Here is a 16,996-nt window from a genome sequence, read left to right on the forward strand (position 1 = left end):
AAGGTCCGTGAAAGCGGATCAAGCCCAACCTCGACTTCACCCAGCTCCACGACCAGGACCCGGCCGCCTCCGGCTTCGGCACAGCCGCCTGACCGCCACCTCTGTGAAGGACCCTGTCATGCTCGTTGAAAGCAGTACGGCCCTCGGCCTCCCTCGCATTCGGCAGGATCTGAGCGTCACACCGGCGGCTGGGCGAGGTTGACGGCCACGGCGTCGAGGACCCAGTCCAGGCCGGTTGCGAAGGATGCCTCGGCGTCCACGTCCGTGCCCTCGTACACGGCCTTGGTCAGCGCCGGGAAGCGGCCCGTGGCCAGCATTCTCGTCAGGTGCGGGCCGCGGGCGCGCTGCCAGTCGTGCTTGGACAGGCCCGTGGTGCGCTCGGCCCGCAGATTCGTGATCTCGCGCCTGATCGCGCCCGTGAAGTAGGCGCTGACCGTCTCCACGGCACGCATGACGGTGTCGATGTCGGCGAGGCCGTCGAGGGCGGACAGGGTGGACTCGGCCACGGCGAGGCCGTTCGGGCCGAAGGCCGGCCGGCCGCCGAGCAGGTCGGCCAGCCATTCGTGACGGAGGGCTGCCTGCCTGGTGCGGTGGGCAAGGACGCGCAGCGCCTCCCGCCAGTCACCGGGCTGCTCCTCGGGGAGAATCTCGGCCTGGACCTCGTCCACCATGAGGTCGAACAGCTCCTCCTTGGTGGAGATATATCCGTACAGCCGCATCGGGCCGGCCTCCAGCCGGGCGGCGACCTTGCGCAACGACACCGCCGCAAGGCCGCCCTCGTCGGCCAGCGCGATGGCTGCGGCGACGATCCGCTCCCGGTCGAGCGGCACGGGGCGAGTCGGCGGCTCCGGCCGGTCCCACACGGTCATGGTCACTCCGAACTGTTGCGATGCATCGTAATGAACAAATACAGTGTATTGACATGAGACACCGTATCGCTGTGATCGGGAGCGGCCCCGCCGGCCTTACCTTCGCCCGCGTCCTGCACCGCCATGGCCACCCCGTCACCGTCCTCGAACGCGATCCCGCCCCCGACGCCCGCCCCCCGGGCGGCACCCTGGACCTGCACGAAGGGCTGGGCCAGCTCGCGCTGGACAAGGCGGGGCTGCTGGCGGAGTTCGAGGCGCTGTCCCGTCCCGAGGGGCAGGCCATGCGCATCCTGGACACGGACGGGACCGTCCTGCGCGACTGGCAACCCTGTCCAGACGACCGGGCCAATCCCGAGATCGACCGCGGGCAACTCCGTGACCTGCTGCTCGGCCCTCTCGACGTCCAGTGGGGCCGGGGCGTGACGCAGGTGGTGCCGGGGACCCGGGATGGCGTACGGGTCCACTTCGCGGACGGGCGTCAGGAGACGTTCGACCTCGTGGTCGGCGCGGACGGCGCCTGGTCCCGGATCCGCCCGGCGGTCTCGTCGGCGACACCGCACTACACGGGCGTCACCTATGTAGAGACCTTCCTCGACGACGTCGATACCCGCCACCCCGACCTCGCCCGGCTGATCGGCGACGGTTCCGTGGCTGTGTACGGCGTGAACCGAGCTCTCGTGGCCCAGCGCAGCAGCGGCGGCCACGTCAAGGTGTATGCCCAGTTCCGCGCGCCGCTGGACTGGCACACGAACCTGGACCTGGCCGACGTCGAGGCCGTGCGATCGAGCCTGCTGGCTCTGTTCGACGGCTGGGCCGCTTCCTTCCTCGACCTCCTCCGCCACGGCACCGCTTTCGTCGACCGCCCCCTCTACGTCCTGCCCGTGTCCCACACCTGGACCCACGTCCCCGGGGTGACGCTACTGGGCGACGCCGCCCACCTGATGCCCCCGCTGGGGGCGGGCGCGAACCTTGCGATGCTGGAAGGCGCCGAACTCGCCGAGTCCATCGCCACCGGCCCTGCAGATCTGGACGAGGCCGTCCACGCCTTCGAGAAACAGATGTGGGCACGGGCCGGCAGATGGGCAAAGATCACGACTGCCGGTCTGGAACGCCTCGTGAGCCCGGACCCTGCCGAAGCCCTCGCCCTCTTCGATCAAGTCCAGCCATCGTGACTGCCAAGCGTCGCAGCCCTCAGCCCGCTATCGCGAATCCGGTCCGATCCTCCTCGCACACATAACTACCAGGTGCGCGAAGAGTGATGGGCTCCGGCCGGGACGTCCTGGCCCTCCTCCGTGTCGTCAAACGAACGAATCACGACGGGCGCGGCGGGCGTCCAATGAACCCGGGCTTTCCGGGGCCCGGCGGCGGCGCAGATCCAGTCAGATCCGATGACGGCTGATGAAGGGTTTGCTGACAGCTTACGAGCTCGTGCACGGTTGGCTGTGAGACGTCGAGTCCCGGCGGGGCTTGGTGATCACATCTGCCGTGCCGTCATCAGGTCCATGGTCTGCTGATGGGAGAGCAGTCCGGCGATGGCTTGGACGGTGTCGTCCATGTGGTTTCGGCGGCCGAGATGGCGGGCGAGGGCTCGACAGTTCTTCAGGCGGGCGATGCCGTACTCGACCCGGATGCGTCGGGAGGAGTGTGCTTTGCGCTGTCGCTCATGCATCTCCTCGTACCAGTCAGGGGCATTCTTCTTGAACTTGCGGTGCGGGGGTGCACGACGCGTCCGCCGGTCTGAGCGCCGAGCCTCTGGTATCCGGCATCGGCGAGGATCTCGACCGCTGGCCCCTCGGCCAGGAGCTTGACCAGCCCTAACTCTCGGGCGTGAGTGATGTCCGCTCAGCTTCCTGGCTGGGTCGCGCTGCAGAACAGCAGCCGGTCGTCCCCGTCGGTGGACACCATGGCCTTCACGGCGTTCTGCTTGTTCTTGCCGGAGATGAACTTGTCCCGGTCCTTGTGGCCCACGGCCGGGCGGCGGACACGGATCTCCGTGCCGTCGATGATGCCGTTTCCCGGTCTCGCCGAGGTGGTCAACGACGTCGGCCAGGGTTCGCAGCCGCACGTCGGAGCTGATGGTGCATCCACGCTCCGCGAGCAGCGGCCGCACTTCGCCGACGGCCCGCGTGACAGTTGAGCGGTCCACGCCGAATGGGGTCTCCCGAACGATCTCGTCCTCAATGGCGAGCTCGCTGTCCTCGACCACCACGGCCGGCTCAGCTTCACGCCCTGCAACGCCGCGCGACCGCCGGCCGCAACGCCCGCGCCCTGGCCGCCGAGCTGCCCGCTCATTGCATCTGGTTCGACGTCCTGCAGAGTGACGGCCAGGAGCTGCTGGACGAGCTCTTCGAGCGCCGCCGCGAGGTCCTGGAGGTGCTGTTCGCCGATCACTGGCTGGGAGCGCCGTGGACGCTGTTCCCGTCGACCACGGACCTCGCGGTCGCGGAGGAGTGGCTGTACGAGTGGACCGACGTTCCCGGTCTCGAAGGCGTCGTGGGCAAGAGCCTGACGGGACGTTACCGGCCGGGTATGCGCGGCTGGACCAAGGTCCGCCGCAGGAACTCCACCGAGCACTCATCGGCGCCGTCACGGGTTCCCTGCACCGCCCCCCAGGTCCTGCTCCTGAGCCGCTACGACACAAACCGGCCGCCTACTACTCGTGGGCAAGACCGTTCCGCTGAAACCCGCCCCGGCCCGGGGCCTCGCCGGCCACCTAGCCGCGGCTGGCGTGCTCGCTCGTCCGGGGCAGGCCCGGTCGAGCTCGACGACGGCATCAGTGCCTGGCGGGGACAGCGCACACCGGCGAATGAGACTTCGGATCCCGCGTGCCGAGCAAGAGGGGAGGGCAGCCGCGACGAGTCTCAACTACTGCAAATGACATGGCGGTTGAGACCCGATAGAGGATCATGTGGTCTTGAAAGCGGCCACCGGACCCCGGGGGCCGGTCCGCCCTGAGCGCATCGCCATGGCGATGCCGGATGATGAGGGATGTCCGAGTGAAGCTTCGAAGAACCATCGCTGGCCTGTTCGGTGCGGCACTATCGGTTGTCGCGTTCGTGTCGCCGGTCGGCGCGCAGCCGGCGCCTGCCGGAGTCTCGACCACCTACCAGATCAACGCCCGGCACGACGGCAGCCTCGTCGACCCCGCTGTGGGCGCGCCGCCGCTCAACCAGAAGTGGTCCCGCGACCTGGGCGGGAAAGTCTCCTACCCCGTCGTGGCCGGCGGGCGCGTCTTCGCCACCGCCGCCTCACCGAATGGGTACGGCACCACCCTCTACGCCATTGACGCGGCCACGGGCGAGAACGCCTGGGAGCCCGTCGACCTCGGTGGCACCTACTGGTGGTCCGCGCTCGCCTACGGGGGCGGCCGGCTCTACGCCCAGAACTACGACGGAGTGCTGACGGCGTTCAACCCGGCCACTGGGAAGGAGATCTGGACCGTCAAATTGCCTGACCAGTATTCCTTCACCTCTCCGCCCACTTTCGCCGGCGGCGTGGTGTACACGGGCGGCGCCGGTTCGGGCGGCACGTTGTACGCGGTGGACGCTGCCACTGGTGCGGTGATCTGGACCCAGCCTGTCGCCAACGGGGACAACAGCTCGCCCGCCGTCACGGCCAACGGCGTCTACGTCTCATACGCCTGTGAGCAGACATACGCCTTCGACCCCAAGTCGGGCGCGCCGATCTGGCACCACCAGACGGACTGCTCCGGCGGCGGGGGGCGCACCCCTGTTCTCGCCGACGGTGGTGTCTGGGTTCGCGACGACGCCGGGATGACTCCCTCGGTCCTCAACATCGCCGACGGGAAGGTCCGCGGCACCTACGAGGCGACCGGCTGGTCACCCGCGCCGGCTTTCGACGGCCGCCAGGGCTACTTCGTCGATGACGGTGTCCTCCAGGAGCGGCACAGCCGCACCCTGGCCACCCGCTGGAAGTTCGAGGGCGACGGCCAGATCAGCACGGCGCCGATCGTCATCAACGGCTATGTCTACGTCGGCTCCCGGAGCGGTCAGCTGTGGGCGGTCAACGGCGCCACCGGTCAGTCCGTCTGGTCCACCGACGTCGGCGCGCCGATCGACGAGCCCGACGAGCACAACGTGTCCCAGCCGCTGACCGGTCTCGGTGCGGGCGGCGGGCTCGTGGTGGTGCCGGCCACCGATCTGCTGGTCGCGTACGGGCAGTGAGCAGTGGGGGTGGTGGCCGGTCCCGACCACCACCCCCTGGCCCAGCCACGGATGCATCGGCCCGCCGTACCTTAACGGCAGCCCGCGTGGACCCGAGCGGATCGAGGTCCCGCCGCGTGGGCGGGAGCGCGGGCGCAGTGGCGGCCTTCACACTGCGTTCCGACTCAGGTCGCGGCGCCGACGAGCGGCTGCTCGACTGGGTGCTGAGCCCGGGGCTCAGATGGATCAGCGCGGCGAGTGCCCCGACCTTGGGGCCGTGAGCGTGCTGCTGATGCCGCTGACCTGGAGCGTGCCCAGCACGTGAATCTCCGGCCGGCTTGGTCGTCGGTGTGATCGGTGACGAGACCTCGTCCTGTGCGCGCGAGCGGAGGTGAGACGGCCCCGTCGGGCGTCGGTGAAGATGCGGGCCATGCGTCCCGGTTGAGCGGGTGGTCCTACGTTAGGTTCCCGGCTAGGAGCTGTCCGGCCGATCATGTGACTGTCGCCTGATCTGCTCGTTGTTCCCGTTATGGGGTGGGGAGAACGCGGCGATCTGTCGGACGCCGAGTGGGAGCGGCTGCGGCCGTTCCTGCCGGTGAGCAATGGTCGGTGTGGGCGGTGGCGTGATCATCGGCAGGTGATCGACGGGATTCTTCACCGGGTTCGGACCGGGGTTCACTGGCGTGATCACCGGTGTAGCGGTAGATGTTCCCGGCCCCGCCGCGGTAAGCACCGGGGTCACCGTGACAGGGCGCCCCCGCCACGACCATCCCGGCCCTCGCCCTGGCCGGTCGTGCCGGTGCGCGGCTGGCTGACGGTCTTCGGTGCGAGGGCCAGCCGGAAGACGCTCCTACGGCTGGTCGATGCCCTCCCGGAACCCCAGCCACAGGTCCCGCGTGAGGTCGGCGTCGACGAGTACGCGATGCGCAAGGGCCGTGTGTACGGGACTGTGCTGGTCGATGTCGAGACCTGCAGACCGGTGGACCTCCTGCCGGATCGCGAGGCAGGCACCGTCGCGGACTGGCTGGCCGATCACCCGGGGATCGAGGTCGTCTGCCGTGACCGTGGCCCGTTCTTCGCCGAGGGCTCCAGCATCGGCGCCCACCGCGGTCCAGGTCGCCGACCGGTTCCACCTCTGGTGCAACCTCGGCGATGCGGCCGAGCGCGCCATGACCGGCATTATCGACCGTCCTGCCGACAAGGCCGGCAGTACTGAGCGTCACCGCTCCACAGAAGTTGGCTCTGTCGCTAGTGCCGCATCAGGCAACGTTCGCCCCTTCGGACGTTGCCTGATGGTCGGCCAGATGCCCGCCTCCGACCGTGGGAACGGAACTGAGGCTGCCAGTACTCCCGTAGGGTGCTTGGGTGTTCAATCGGCTTGAGATCAGTGTGTTGCCACCAGGCCCCCGATGGGCTGCCCAGTTGTCTTTCCGGATCGATGGCGCGGAAGTGGTTGCAGCCGCGATCGGAGAGGGAGGCCGCGGCCCGCTTGCCGAGGAGGCATTGCCGTCCGATGGCCAGGGTCCCCTCTGGGCAACCGACGGGGGACGACGTGTAGTGCTGGGTGAGCCCGAGTGCACGGGCGGATGCTGTGGCTACCTGTCCGTGTTTGTGCAGCGTCACGGCAGGATCGTGAAGTGGTCCGACTGGCAGGTGCCCGTTGATGAGGAACGCCCTCCGACTTTTCACTTCGACGCCGATCAATACGACGCCGAACTGACCCGCGCGCTGACAACGTCTGCCTCGTGACGTGATGCCGCGCGGGTGCTTCCCTGCGCGGCGGACGGGGCCAGAACGATCACGTGGCTGGACGTGTGCAGGTTCGTGAGATCGATGGCGACGAGGGTCGGCGGTGACTGGCGGCGTGCCCAGATAGTTCTGCTGTCAGCTCAGGGCATGCCGGTGGCGAGGATCGCCGAGGTGTCGTTCACCAGCGACGACCGTGTCAGAGACGTGATCCACAACTTCACTACGGACGGTTTCGCTCGCTGTATCCGAAGTACTCCGGCGGTCGGCCGAAGACGTTCACGCTGCCGGAACGACGCGAGATCAAGAAGGTCGCCAAGTCCAGGCCCACCGAGCACGAGCTGCCGTTCTCGACCTGGAGCCTGACCAAGCTGGCGGACTTCCTGGTCGCCGAGGGGGTGGTCGACGACATCAGCCACGAGGGCCTGCGCATCCTGCTCCGCGAGGAAGGCGTCTCCTTTCAACGCCTGAAGACGTGGCGGCTCAGGGCTCGACGAACTTGTCCGCCAGGCCCCGTTCCAGGTAGTCGTCCGGCAGGTCCTGGATGACGAGCTCGGCTTCGGTGCGTTCGGTGTGCAGCCGCCAGTAGGCGTCGGCCATCGTCTGAGGCTGGGAGTCGTGGCCCCCCTGGCCGATGAAGGCGGCGATCGCCACGTGCGCGGCGTAGACGCCGGTACCGGAGAGCGCCGCATGCAGGTTGAGGATCCAGTTACGCATCCCACCGGTGGCGATCTGGACGTTCGCCACGTGCGGGGCGATCACCGGCCCCGACCCCGCCCCGCTGCTGACCAGGACCGTCCCCGTGCCGCGCTCCAGCATGCCGGGCAGGACGTGCTGCACCGCCGCGACACCGCCGAGCAGGTAGAGATCCAGCTGGGCCAGAACCGAGTCGACGGTGACCTTCGTGGCCTCGACCAGCGGCGCCCGACGCAAGTCGTCCAGGGACGGCGCGGGCGAGTACTCAAGTACGTCGATCGGCCCCAGCCGCTCCTCGGCGGCGGTCAGCGCCGCGTGCAGAGCGGGACGGTCGGTCACGTCGGCGGGGAACGGCTCGGCCCGCACGCCCGTGTCGCACAAATCGTCGGCCACCGCCTGCAGCGTCGTAGGGTTGCGGGCGATCAGCGCCACGTCGAACCCCTTGCCGGCGAATCGCCGGCCGATCGCGCGCCCCAGCTGCGGACCTGCGCCCACGATCGCGAGCGTGCTCAATTCGCCACCTCGTTACCCTTGTTTCGACATTCCGGACTGCGGATGTCGGACCTTCGATGCATGCCGGAACAACCGTATGAAGCGTGTGGTCTCGGCGTCTCGGACCGGCGCGTCAGCCCGAACAGGAGATTCGCGACAACGATGAGCGGCACTTTCTCGGCAGACGTGAGCGGCGCGAACGCCTTCAGCGACTTCGCACACGAGTGGCGGAGCCGGATGGGCGAGACCTTCGCGCTGGCGCCCTTCCGCCGGACGACCGTGTCCGGCTTCTCGGCTCGGTCCCGCGGGTTCCGGGTGCGGGACATGATGTTCAACCGCTTCGAGACCGCGGCCCCCCTGCGGACGGTGGGCCGACGGGTCGGGGCCGACGATCACGTCCGCCTGTGGATCGTCCACCGGGGGACCTGGCGGTTCGAGGAACCGGGAGGAGTCGAGCACACGGCACCGGCCGGTCGCCTGCTGGTACAGACGGGAAGGCTGTCCCACTTCTCCGCGGCGCCACACACCGTCGTGCAGGTACTCGTCCTGCCCGCCGCAGAGGTACGGCTCGGGCGGGGTGGGCCGGCCTCCGGTCCGGCCGACACCGCCGAGGTGCGGCTGCTGACGACGCACGCCGCCATGGTGGGCCGGATGCTGGACCGTCTTGGGCCGGCCGGGGTCGACGCTGCCCGCAGCACCCTGGCTGAGTTGGCCCGGGCTGCCGCCGGGTGCGGCCTGGACGACGTGGAGCCCCTGTTGTCGCCGGCCCTGGCCCAAGCCGCGCGGGACCTGGCCGACCGCCGGCTCACCGACCCCGCTCTGTCCCCCTCGGCTCTCGCCCGGGAGCTGAACGTCTCCCCGCGTACCCTCCAACGGGCCTTCGCCAGGGAAGGCCGACCGCTGAGCACCTACATCCGGCGCCGCCGCCTCGAGGAAGGATGCCGCGCGCTCGTCGCACCGCACCGGCGCATGACCGTCACGGAGATAGCCGCCCGCTGGCAGTTCGCCGACAGCGGGCACTTCGCCCGCGCCTTCCGCAAGTACTACGGCCGGACCCCGACCGAATACGCCGCGACCGCTGCTCGTGAAACGGATGCCACATAACTGGGCGGGGCCGGTGCCGCCACCCGCCCACGGCAGGGACGCCCGGGTCAGCCGAGGCACACCACCAGCAGACAGAGCTGCGGCGACGACGGTTCCGCCGCGGGTGGTGTCCGGGAGCAGGGGCCAGGTCTCGGGGTGGCCGGTGTCGGTGGGGGAGGTTTCCGCGAGGAGCGCGGCGGCCTGGTCGCGGGCGTGGCTGACGGCTTCGGCGGTGCGGTGGGGGTCGTCGGTGTCGGGGGTGCGGGAGAGGGCCTGGAGAAGGCGGTGGATGGTTAGGGTGCCGTCGTGGTTGGCGGTGATCATGCTGTAGGCGGTGAGTCGGCCGGTCGCGGCGGCGAGCTGGGGTGGTTCGGCGAGGTTGTGGAGCAGGCCGGGGGGGGCCGGGACGGGCGACATCGCGGCGGGGTGGCCGGCGACCGACCGAGCACACGCCACACGCGAGTGAAAGGGGCTCGGAATCAGCCTGGGGCCGGCGGGCTGACATGGTGGGGGGTCTCCGTGGGCGGGTTTTCAGCTGAGCTGGTCTTTTCTCACTGGATCTGATCCGTACTTGATCCGACTCATCGATTGCGATCCGCCCGCTGCGGGGGCCAGTGGAGGATGTCGATAACCTTTGCCGGATACTGAGAGTGAAGGGACAGGGCAAGTCGATCAAAGTGGTTGGGATAGGAGTGCCAGGCGGCCTCGCAGAGGTGTGCATCTCCTGGTGAGTGGCGTGGTCTGTCGGCCCGCGACGAGTAGGCTGATCGTTCGTGATCGGACCGGGGAGGTCGGCGTGGACTATGGCGACAAGCTCTTCTGGCTCTCGGTTGTGATTCAACGCAAGTACGCGCAGATCTGCGCCGAGTTCGACCTGACCCCCTCGCAGGCCACGCTGCTCTGCGCAGTCAGGAACGAGCCGCGGCAGATGGCTGACCTCGCCGCGTCGTTGGGCATGACCAAGAACGCATTGAGCCAGCTGGTCGATCGCACCGCGCGGCGCGAGTTGGTCGGCCGGGCAAGCTCGGCGCAGGACCGACGGGTCGTCATGCTCAGTGCGACGCCCACGGGGAAGGCGCTCGCCGAGGCCGTTTACGCCGACATCACCAAGCGCCTGCCCGAGATCGCGAGGAACCTCGACGCCAACGACCAGCGCGACTTCGAGCGCGTGGCCACCGCCATCGTGGACACCTCGGACCTCTCTTCGCCCACCTCGAACCAACCCATCACACCGTGAGGTCCCGCTACACCCACCCACCCCTTGCCACAGTTCATGCCATGAACTAGTTTCGTTCACGGCATGAACTAGTGAAGGGGTGGCAGTGATGAGCACACAGGGGACCGGCACGATTGCAGTCTTCGGCGCGACGGGGCAACAGGGCGGGGCGGTGGTCGACGCGCTGCTGGACCACAAGGCGCGGGTGCGAGCTTTGGTCCGCAACCCGCAGTCCGACCGGGCTCAGGCGCTGGCCGCCCGCGGCGTCGAGCTGGCGGCCATCCGGGCCGACGACCCGGCGTCGCTAACCGCCGCGCTGGCGACGGTCGAGGGGTTCTACTTCATGACCCCGGAGGCGAACAGCCTCGACGAGGTCGAGGCTGAGATCCGCGTCGGTACCGCGCTCGTCGACGCGGCGGTCGAGGCGGGCGTCCCGCACGTCGTGTTCAACTCGGTCTTCGGAGCGCACCGGGAGTCGGGGGTGCCGCACCACGACTCGAAGCACTCGATCGAGGAGCACCTGAGGAAGTCCGGCCTGAGGGCCACGATGGTTCGCGCGACCGCCTTCATGGAGAACTTCGCGAGCGTGATGGCACCGAGCCTGGAGCATGGGGAGATCGTGCTGAGGCTGCCGCTGCCGCAGGACGTCGCCCTGAAGATGATCTCGGTCAGGGACATCGGCCGGGTCGCCGCCGCGCTCCTGCTCGAGACCGCGGAGGCGCCCGGCGGAGCCGTCGAGCTCGTCGGCGACGAGCTGACGGGCCCCCAGATCGCCGCGGCGTTCGGCGTGCGCGCCGGGCTCCCGGCACGGTACGAGGCCCTCCCGCTGAGCGTGCTTCCCAACGACCTCGACAAGGCGATGTTCCGCGAGTTCGCGAAGGCGGAGGAAAACCCCTCGGACCTCGCGGAGATGCGCTCGATCGAGCCGGCCACCCTGGACCTGGTCGAGTGGATCCGAGCTACCGGCTGGACCGCGCCCACAAACGTGGCCGGTTCCTGAGCCTCCGGCCGCGATGAACTCCCCACGATCGTGCCCACGGTCTCGGCGCTCTGGGCACGGCAACGCATCCGTCCACGGTTGAAGTAGTCACGAAGCTCCCGGGGCGTGCCCGAGGGCTCTGGTGGTCTGGCACCGGCGCCGCTACGCGGGATGTCGACCGGTGCTGGCAGTCCTTCCTGAGGCGCTTCGACCTGCAACACACGTTCCGCCCGCTCAAGCAGACCCTCGGATGGACCCGGCTGCGGCTGCGGGGATGAAGGCGACGGCGGAAAGGCGACGGGCGTCGCTTCGTACGGAGGCGAGCCGCTTGGCGGACTCCGATGGGTCCGCGCCCGGGGCTGTGTCCGGGCCCGGGTGGGGAGCGGTCTCTGACGGCAACGCGGGCCGTTGTGTTCCGACCGTCGTTCCGGGCACTGTCACTGGCCGCGGCGCCGGCCCCCCGGTGCTGGCGGTTGCCTGGTGCGGGAGCACGACGCCGCGACATGGAAAACGACCTTGTGGCTCCGCCGGGCCCTTCCCGCGTCGGTTCACGGGCGCGCGACGGTGCGGGCCGCGCGTGGGAGCCAGGCGGCGGTGATCGTCTGCGCTTCACGTTCCCGCCGGCAGGCAGGTCACGTGGCGGAAGGCGGGCGGGGGGCTGCGACGTCGATCCGCCGCTGCGCGTATGGCCGAGGTGCGCTCGGACCAGTTCCGGAGGCGAACCGCTCCTCCCGTGGCACAGATCGTCCAGCACACGAGCGCGCCATTTGAAGTGATGGACGCAGGCCAGGGCCACCGGGTCGGGTTTGTGGCTGGGGGCCGGTGGTTCTCGTCGGGGACCGTGACTTGCACACTGCATACGCTCGCCCGCAGTGCATCCTGAAAGGATTCCTTAGGCGGAAACTGTTCCCAGTAGTGCACGGGTCTCGGCGACTACCCGCGCGTTGAACGCAGGGTCGTGCACCTGTGCGGAACCCCGCATCGGACGTCCTTTCTCGTCGTAGTAGACGCCGGTGGCGTCCGACTCGTCGGTGAGTATCCGGGTGATCATGCGAGCAGCGGCGCCGGGGGTGGTCCAGTACTTGACGAGTGGGGCCAGAGGTGAGAGCACGTACTTCGACAGCAGACGCAGGAACAGGTTGGCGTCACGGCCGAGATTCGTGCCGGGGGCGAAGCCGGGCTCGATGGCGTTGAACCGCAGTCGGGGTGTTTCGCCTGCGAAGGCGAGCACCGTTGCCAGGCTGCACTGCTTGGATGTGGCGTAGGCGTCTCCGCCGGGCAGTTTTGAGCCGCCGGGCTTCCACTCGCCTCGGGTGCTCGCCTCGGCGGAGATGTACCGGGCGCCGCGAAAACCGGACATGGTGGCGGGCTTGCGCTCCGGATCCTCCACAGCGGAGACGATGAACACCACCTGCGTGCCGTCTTCGAGGTGGGGCATGAGCGTCTCCGTGAACACGAAAGGCCCGATGTGGTTGGTCGCGTAGGCGGTGTCCCAGCCGAGGACGTTCGTGCCGGGACGGTTGGGGAAGATGCCGGCGTTGTTGAGCACGCCAGTGATCGGGAGGCCGAGCTCGATGATCTGAGCGGCGGCGCGTCGCACGCTCGTCAGGTCCGAGAGGTCGCAGACGACAGTCACGGCGTCTCCGTCCCTGCCTTCGATGCATTCGCGTACGTCGTTGAGCTTGGCGGCGTCGCGCCCGACCAGCACGACGGTGCCGTGCTTGGCCAGTTCGAGGGCGGTGCGGCGGCCGAAGCCGGAGGTCGGGCCGGTAATGACGTAAGCCTTGTCGGGCATGACGCTCCTTAGAGATCTGACTAGTCAGTCATTAATGGGCGCGCGTGGAAACGAGGGTGTGGACCAGGGGTGAGGCGGGTCAGCCGATCATGCGCCAGAGCGCGTCGAAACCGGACTGCTTATGCTCGTCGGCGCGATCCGGGTCGCCGATGATGTAGTCGATAGTGGCCTCGGCCAGGGCATTGCACAGCATGAAGACCAAAGTCGCCGGGGCGTCGCGCATCGGGCCGTTCGCCCGGCTGCGCTCCAGAATCCCCCCGATGCCTGCCATGGTCCGGCTTGCGGACTCATGGGTGGACGCCGTGATCTCGTCGGATACCTGGAGCTGCGCCAGTGTGCGGCGCTTCTGGGGGTTGGCTGTCGCCCAGTCCATCCATCGTGACCACATGTGCAGCATCTGGGTGCGCGCATCGGCTGCTGGCAGGCCGCCGAGTGCCGCTGCCCCCATCTCCCCCTTCAGCTCCAGGTAAAGCTGGTTCAGCAGATCCGCTTTTGTGTGGAAGTAGGTGAACAGCGACCCGTTCGAGACGCCGGCCTCCTTCGCGATCGCCGCCGTCGCCGCCCCCAGCCCTTGAGCGGCGATGATCAGGGTGGCGGCAGCCAGGATCGCCGCGCGTTTGTCGTCGCTCCTCGGTCTGGGCATGACTACAGCATGTAGGAGAGTGGCCAGTCAGTCAAGTTACTGCCTCTGCGCGCACCGCAGTGGGCATCCACGCAGCCACTCGCCGCCCGTCCTGAGAGCGGTGGAGCCCTCCGCGCGCGGTCGCGGTACAAGGCGCCTTCGCCCCTGCCCTGCTTGGACAGGGGCGAAGGCGTTTTCGGTGTCCCCGCCGGATGAGGACTCCTGCTCGCCGTCGTCCTCGAAGGAGTGGGCGCCCGCCGTGCATGTCCCGTCCGCTTCGTCTCCAACCCCGCCACCCAACGGCGCAGGAACGACAACCACGCCTGAACCCCGGCCCCTCCCACCGGCTCCCGCTCGGAGGCCAGCCCTTCATGACCACCACCCAAGCCCTGCCGCACGGTTCCTGTTCCCCGCCCCCCCCGCGACCCCCGCCGCGTGCCGGACCTCGACCGACTCCGAGGGCCCCGTTGCGTCATCGGGGTCTTGCGCGCTGAGCCGGGCGTGACGAGCCCGCTCCGACTGCCGGTGCGACTGTGGACCCGTCGGGGACTTGGCCGGTCACGGTGCCGAACGCCTCCGCTGCAGCAACCAGATCCCCCCTGTCACTACTCCCGTCACCGATAAGCCTATTATCAGCGACTTCCTGAACTCCTCCACCTTGCTGCCGTCGTCCGCAACAACCACCGACAGCGACGCGATGACTGCCGTGATCACCAGTCCGATGGCCAGGTTCTTCCTCACCCGCGATTTCAGCAACTGCTTCTCCTTCTCGATGGGTGTGGCGCCGCATCGTCCTCGATGCGGCGCCACACCGGGTTGGCATCCGTTCGGATCGGTCAATGGTCGGTCAGTACGGTTTTGCCCCGTGTCCGTCACGGACGTTGCACGCCACCATCGAAACGGGCGTGAAAATCCGACTCCACGCGCGTACGCTCGACATGCGCCGTTGCCCCCTGTGAATGAGGCCCTGCCGCCACCCATCGTCGACAACCCGCGTCCATCTTCACGAGCGAGCCTCGGACCTCCAGGCCGGTTAGTGCGTGGCGGACTGTGATCCGCCTACGGCGGACAGGGACGGCGGCTCGTAGTCGTACAGGTATCCCTGCGCCCGTTCGAAGAACGGGAGGAGTACGCGCATCTTCGCCGCGTTGACCTGTCGCTTCACGGCGCCGGGCCGCTTGCTCTCACGGGCGTTGTGCCCGTGCTTGAGCAGCTTGTCAATGCGCGGGCGACGTGCCTTGTCGTAGGCCTTCAGTGCCGCTGGGACGGTCGGAGTGCTGCTCAGCGCCGCCGCGAGTTCCAAAGCGTCCTCGATGCACATCGATGCGCCGTGTCCGACGCCGACAGGGTGGGCGGCGTCGCCGACCAGGACCATGCGTCCGCTGTGCCACTTCGCGACCGGGTCGCAGACGTTCAGGTAGCCGGACGCGACGATCGATGTCGCGGCTCCGACGATGGCCCTCGGCATTGCCTCCGGAAACAGCTCGGTGACGCGCCGCAGCCACTGCTCGTCGTCGATGCCTCGCAGGTCGGGCTTGACCGGATCCCCGATCTGAGCCGTCCACCACTGGGTCTTTTCGTCGATACTGGTGTGCACGAAGGCACCGTTGCGTGTGTAGGCGAGGTTCCAGACGCCGGGCTCGAGACCCGTCAGGGTGGCGATTCCGGAGACCCCGTAGAGTCCCGCGTATTCTGCGCGCGGCGCGGACGAGTCGATCAGTCCGCGCACGGTTGACCAGACGCCGTCGGCGCCCACGAGCAGCTCGGCGGTGTCGCGCCGGCCGGAGGCGAATTCGGCCACCACGCTGTCCGCTGACTCCGTCCCGCCCACCAGGCGTTCGCCGGTGACGATCTGTGCGCCCGCGTCGAGCGCCGCGCGGCGCAGGATTGCCACGAGCCGTCCGCGCTGGAGCGAGATGCTGCGCATCGAGTCGGCTTCGCGCCGAAGGCGTGGCACGTCACCCAAGAGGTGGCCGCCCCCCGTGTGAAACCGCATCCGTTCGATGGGGTATCCGGCCGCCTGTACCTCGCGTAGACAGCCCAGCTTCTCCAGCGCGCGCAGGCCGTTGACCGCCAGGCTGAAGTGGGCGCCGACATCCTCGGGCGGAACGTCGTACGCCTCGTAGACGGTCACGTCGTGACCGATGCGCTGCAGTGCAAGGGCGATGGCGGGCCCGGCTATCCCGCCACCGATCACGATCGTTCGCATGACGCCTCCATGAATCGAGTTTCACTGAATGTTGATTCAGTGAAAGTCTGTTCCGATACGCTGGCATCTGTCAACAGCCGAGGGAGGACGACATGCCGCAGGCGAGTACCGCCAGTCGAAAAGTCCGGGCGGCCCAGACCCGTGCCGCGCTACTGGACGCGGCGCGGGGGCTGTTCAACGAGCGCGGCTACCTCAATACGAAGATCACCGACATCACCGCCGCAGCCGGACGCTCGACCGGCTCGTTCTACGAACACTTCGCCGGCAAGGACGAGCTGCTCCAGGCGCTCCTCGCCGAGATGGAGGATGCGATCGACGAACGCATGGTCGGCCTGGAGCACCCCCGTGACCACGACCTGACCGACCGCGACCAGCTGCGCGACCACCTCGGTGTCGCGTGGACGGTGATGCGGCAGAACCGCCCGGTCACGCTCGCACTGTTTCAGGCGATGGTGGCCGACGACCCCGGCACGGGCCGGGCCTGGCGCGACCTGCGCGAGCAAACACAAACCATCCGGGAGCATCTGGAGTATCTGATCGAGCGCGGACACCAGCTGCCCGGCGACCCCGAGTTCATCGCGGCGGCGATGGGCGCGATGCTCGTGACCCTCAACTACGCTGTGCGCACGCCCCCCGGCAGCGAAGACGACCAACGCGTCATCGACACCCTCACGGATCTGCTGTTGCACGGCCTGGCCGGACCGACGTCACATTCGACGGATGAAGCTTAAGAAGTCATGCACCGCTGGGGCCTCGAAGAGCTCTCGTCCTCGCCGAGCTCGTCCTCTGCGAGCTGGCGACCGATGCGGTCAGATACGCCGATGGGCCGCTTCACGTGCGCCTCATCGGCGACCGCGCCCTTCTGCGAGGTCGCGGACACGGGGCGCACCTCCCCGCACCCGCGCCCCAGCGGCGAGGACGACGAAGGCAGAAGCGGACTGTTCATCGTCGCGCAGCTCGTCCAGAGGTGGGGAGCAGAGGTGGGGAACGCGCTACGCCCGCTCGGGCAAAACCTGCTGGATCGAACAGGCCTTCCCTGAGGCGAAATGAATTCGCGCCATGTCCCGTCGGCCCCGAGGCTGCACAACGCGACAGCGGGGCCGGTGTGGCCGACCGTCCGCCAGGC

Annotated in this window: 18 protein-coding genes and 3 pseudogenes; 13 read left to right on the forward strand and 8 right to left on the reverse strand. The window is 68.6% G+C overall.

Annotated elements, in window-relative coordinates:
- Positions 1 to 176: 176 nt before the first annotated feature.
- Positions 177 to 869, reverse strand: a complete 693-nt coding sequence (locus ACIQM3_RS20860) for a TetR/AcrR family transcriptional regulator (RefSeq protein WP_401626343.1) — start codon at positions 867 to 869, stop codon at positions 177 to 179.
- Between the two features lie 53 nt (positions 870 to 922).
- Here ACIQM3_RS20860 and ACIQM3_RS20865 point away from each other — a divergent pair, with 53 nt between their 5' ends.
- A complete protein-coding gene (locus tag ACIQM3_RS20865) occupies positions 923 to 2,041 on the forward strand; it encodes an FAD-dependent oxidoreductase (protein WP_401626346.1) in 1,119 nt (372 codons plus the stop codon).
- Positions 2,042 to 2,343: 302 nt separating this feature from the next.
- On the opposite strand, the gene ACIQM3_RS20870 is transcribed toward ACIQM3_RS20865, so the two are convergent.
- Both ACIQM3_RS20870 and ACIQM3_RS20875 read right to left on the reverse strand, forming a co-directional pair.
- Positions 2,344 to 2,538: a hypothetical protein gene (locus tag ACIQM3_RS20870; protein ID WP_401626349.1), complete on the reverse strand. Its 195-nt coding sequence runs from the start codon at positions 2,536 to 2,538 to the stop codon at positions 2,344 to 2,346.
- 173 nt (positions 2,539 to 2,711) lie between these two features.
- Positions 2,712 to 2,906 (reverse strand): transposase family protein, encoded by a 195-nt coding sequence (locus tag ACIQM3_RS20875; RefSeq protein WP_401626351.1) that lies wholly within the window; start codon positions 2,904 to 2,906, stop codon positions 2,712 to 2,714.
- A gap of 114 nt (positions 2,907 to 3,020) precedes the next feature.
- Between ACIQM3_RS20875 and ACIQM3_RS20880 the strand changes: the two genes are divergently transcribed.
- The 6 genes and pseudogenes from ACIQM3_RS20880 to ACIQM3_RS20905 all read left to right on the forward strand — a co-directional run.
- A complete protein-coding gene (locus ACIQM3_RS20880) occupies positions 3,021 to 3,824 on the forward strand; it encodes a hypothetical protein (protein ID WP_401626354.1) in 804 nt (267 codons plus the stop codon).
- A gap of 41 nt (positions 3,825 to 3,865) precedes the next feature.
- Positions 3,866 to 5,053: a PQQ-binding-like beta-propeller repeat protein gene (locus ACIQM3_RS20885; RefSeq protein WP_401626357.1), complete on the forward strand. Its 1,188-nt coding sequence runs from the start codon at positions 3,866 to 3,868 to the stop codon at positions 5,051 to 5,053.
- A gap of 508 nt (positions 5,054 to 5,561) precedes the next feature.
- Positions 5,562 to 5,720, forward strand: a pseudogene (locus ACIQM3_RS20890) (transposase); the annotation flags it as partial.
- 234 nt (positions 5,721 to 5,954) lie between these two features.
- Complete coding sequence (locus ACIQM3_RS20895; RefSeq protein WP_401626505.1) at positions 5,955 to 6,248, forward strand: hypothetical protein; 294 nt, start codon at positions 5,955 to 5,957, stop codon at positions 6,246 to 6,248.
- Between the two features lie 149 nt (positions 6,249 to 6,397).
- Positions 6,398 to 6,781 (forward strand): hypothetical protein, encoded by a 384-nt coding sequence (locus ACIQM3_RS20900; protein ID WP_401626359.1) that lies wholly within the window; start codon positions 6,398 to 6,400, stop codon positions 6,779 to 6,781.
- A 53-nt stretch (positions 6,782 to 6,834) separates the two neighbouring features.
- A pseudogene (locus ACIQM3_RS20905) lies at positions 6,835 to 7,260 on the forward strand (helix-turn-helix domain-containing protein); the annotation flags it as partial.
- A gap of 1 nt (position 7,261) precedes the next feature.
- On the opposite strand, the gene ACIQM3_RS20910 reads toward ACIQM3_RS20905, so the two are convergent.
- Positions 7,262 to 7,987, reverse strand: a complete 726-nt coding sequence (locus ACIQM3_RS20910; protein WP_401626361.1) for an SDR family NAD(P)-dependent oxidoreductase — start codon at positions 7,985 to 7,987, stop codon at positions 7,262 to 7,264.
- Positions 7,988 to 8,128: 141 nt separating this feature from the next.
- On the opposite strand from ACIQM3_RS20910, the gene ACIQM3_RS20915 reads away from it, so the two are divergent.
- The 4 genes from ACIQM3_RS20915 (at position 8,129) to ACIQM3_RS20930 (ending at position 11,265) form a co-directional block, all read left to right on the forward strand.
- Entirely contained in the window at positions 8,129 to 9,070 is a 942-nt protein-coding gene (locus tag ACIQM3_RS20915; protein ID WP_401626364.1) for a helix-turn-helix domain-containing protein, read from the forward strand.
- Positions 9,071 to 9,205: 135 nt separating this feature from the next.
- Positions 9,206 to 9,346 carry a hypothetical protein gene (locus ACIQM3_RS20920; RefSeq protein WP_401626366.1) on the forward strand — a complete coding sequence of 47 codons (141 nt, stop codon included), beginning with the start codon at positions 9,206 to 9,208 and terminating at the stop codon, positions 9,344 to 9,346.
- Positions 9,347 to 9,845: 499 nt separating this feature from the next.
- Positions 9,846 to 10,286: a MarR family winged helix-turn-helix transcriptional regulator gene (locus tag ACIQM3_RS20925; RefSeq protein WP_401626368.1), complete on the forward strand. Its 441-nt coding sequence runs from the start codon at positions 9,846 to 9,848 to the stop codon at positions 10,284 to 10,286.
- 88 nt (positions 10,287 to 10,374) lie between these two features.
- A complete protein-coding gene (locus tag ACIQM3_RS20930) occupies positions 10,375 to 11,265 on the forward strand; it encodes an NmrA/HSCARG family protein (protein ID WP_401626371.1) in 891 nt (296 codons plus the stop codon).
- Between the two features lie 871 nt (positions 11,266 to 12,136).
- On the opposite strand, the gene ACIQM3_RS20935 is transcribed toward ACIQM3_RS20930, so the two are convergent.
- The 4 genes from ACIQM3_RS20935 to ACIQM3_RS20950 all read right to left on the reverse strand — a co-directional run bounded on the left by ACIQM3_RS20935 (position 12,137) and on the right by ACIQM3_RS20950 (position 15,870).
- Positions 12,137 to 13,039 (reverse strand): SDR family NAD(P)-dependent oxidoreductase, encoded by a 903-nt coding sequence (locus ACIQM3_RS20935; protein ID WP_401626373.1) that lies wholly within the window; start codon positions 13,037 to 13,039, stop codon positions 12,137 to 12,139.
- Between the two features lie 79 nt (positions 13,040 to 13,118).
- Positions 13,119 to 13,682, reverse strand: coding sequence for a TetR/AcrR family transcriptional regulator (locus ACIQM3_RS20940; protein ID WP_401626376.1), 564 nt, complete (start codon positions 13,680 to 13,682; stop codon positions 13,119 to 13,121).
- 537 nt (positions 13,683 to 14,219) lie between these two features.
- Entirely contained in the window at positions 14,220 to 14,417 is a 198-nt protein-coding gene (locus ACIQM3_RS20945; protein WP_401626379.1) for a hypothetical protein, read from the reverse strand.
- A gap of 277 nt (positions 14,418 to 14,694) precedes the next feature.
- The gene (locus ACIQM3_RS20950) at positions 14,695 to 15,870 is read right to left on the reverse strand and encodes an FAD-dependent oxidoreductase (RefSeq protein ID WP_401626382.1); all 1,176 of its coding nucleotides are present in this window, start codon (positions 15,868 to 15,870) and stop codon (positions 14,695 to 14,697) included.
- A gap of 92 nt (positions 15,871 to 15,962) precedes the next feature.
- Between ACIQM3_RS20950 and ACIQM3_RS20955 the strand changes: the two genes are divergently transcribed.
- Together ACIQM3_RS20955 and ACIQM3_RS20960 are read left to right on the forward strand one after the other, a co-directional pair.
- Positions 15,963 to 16,601, forward strand: coding sequence for a TetR/AcrR family transcriptional regulator (locus tag ACIQM3_RS20955; RefSeq protein ID WP_401626385.1), 639 nt, complete (start codon positions 15,963 to 15,965; stop codon positions 16,599 to 16,601).
- A gap of 12 nt (positions 16,602 to 16,613) precedes the next feature.
- Positions 16,614 to 16,920: pseudogene (locus ACIQM3_RS20960) on the forward strand (ATP-binding protein); the annotation flags it as partial.
- Positions 16,921 to 16,996 lie beyond the last annotated feature (76 nt).

It is taken from the genome of Streptomyces sp. NPDC091271 (genome assembly GCF_044757505.1).
GTDB lineage: Bacteria > Actinomycetota > Actinomycetes > Streptomycetales > Streptomycetaceae > Streptomyces.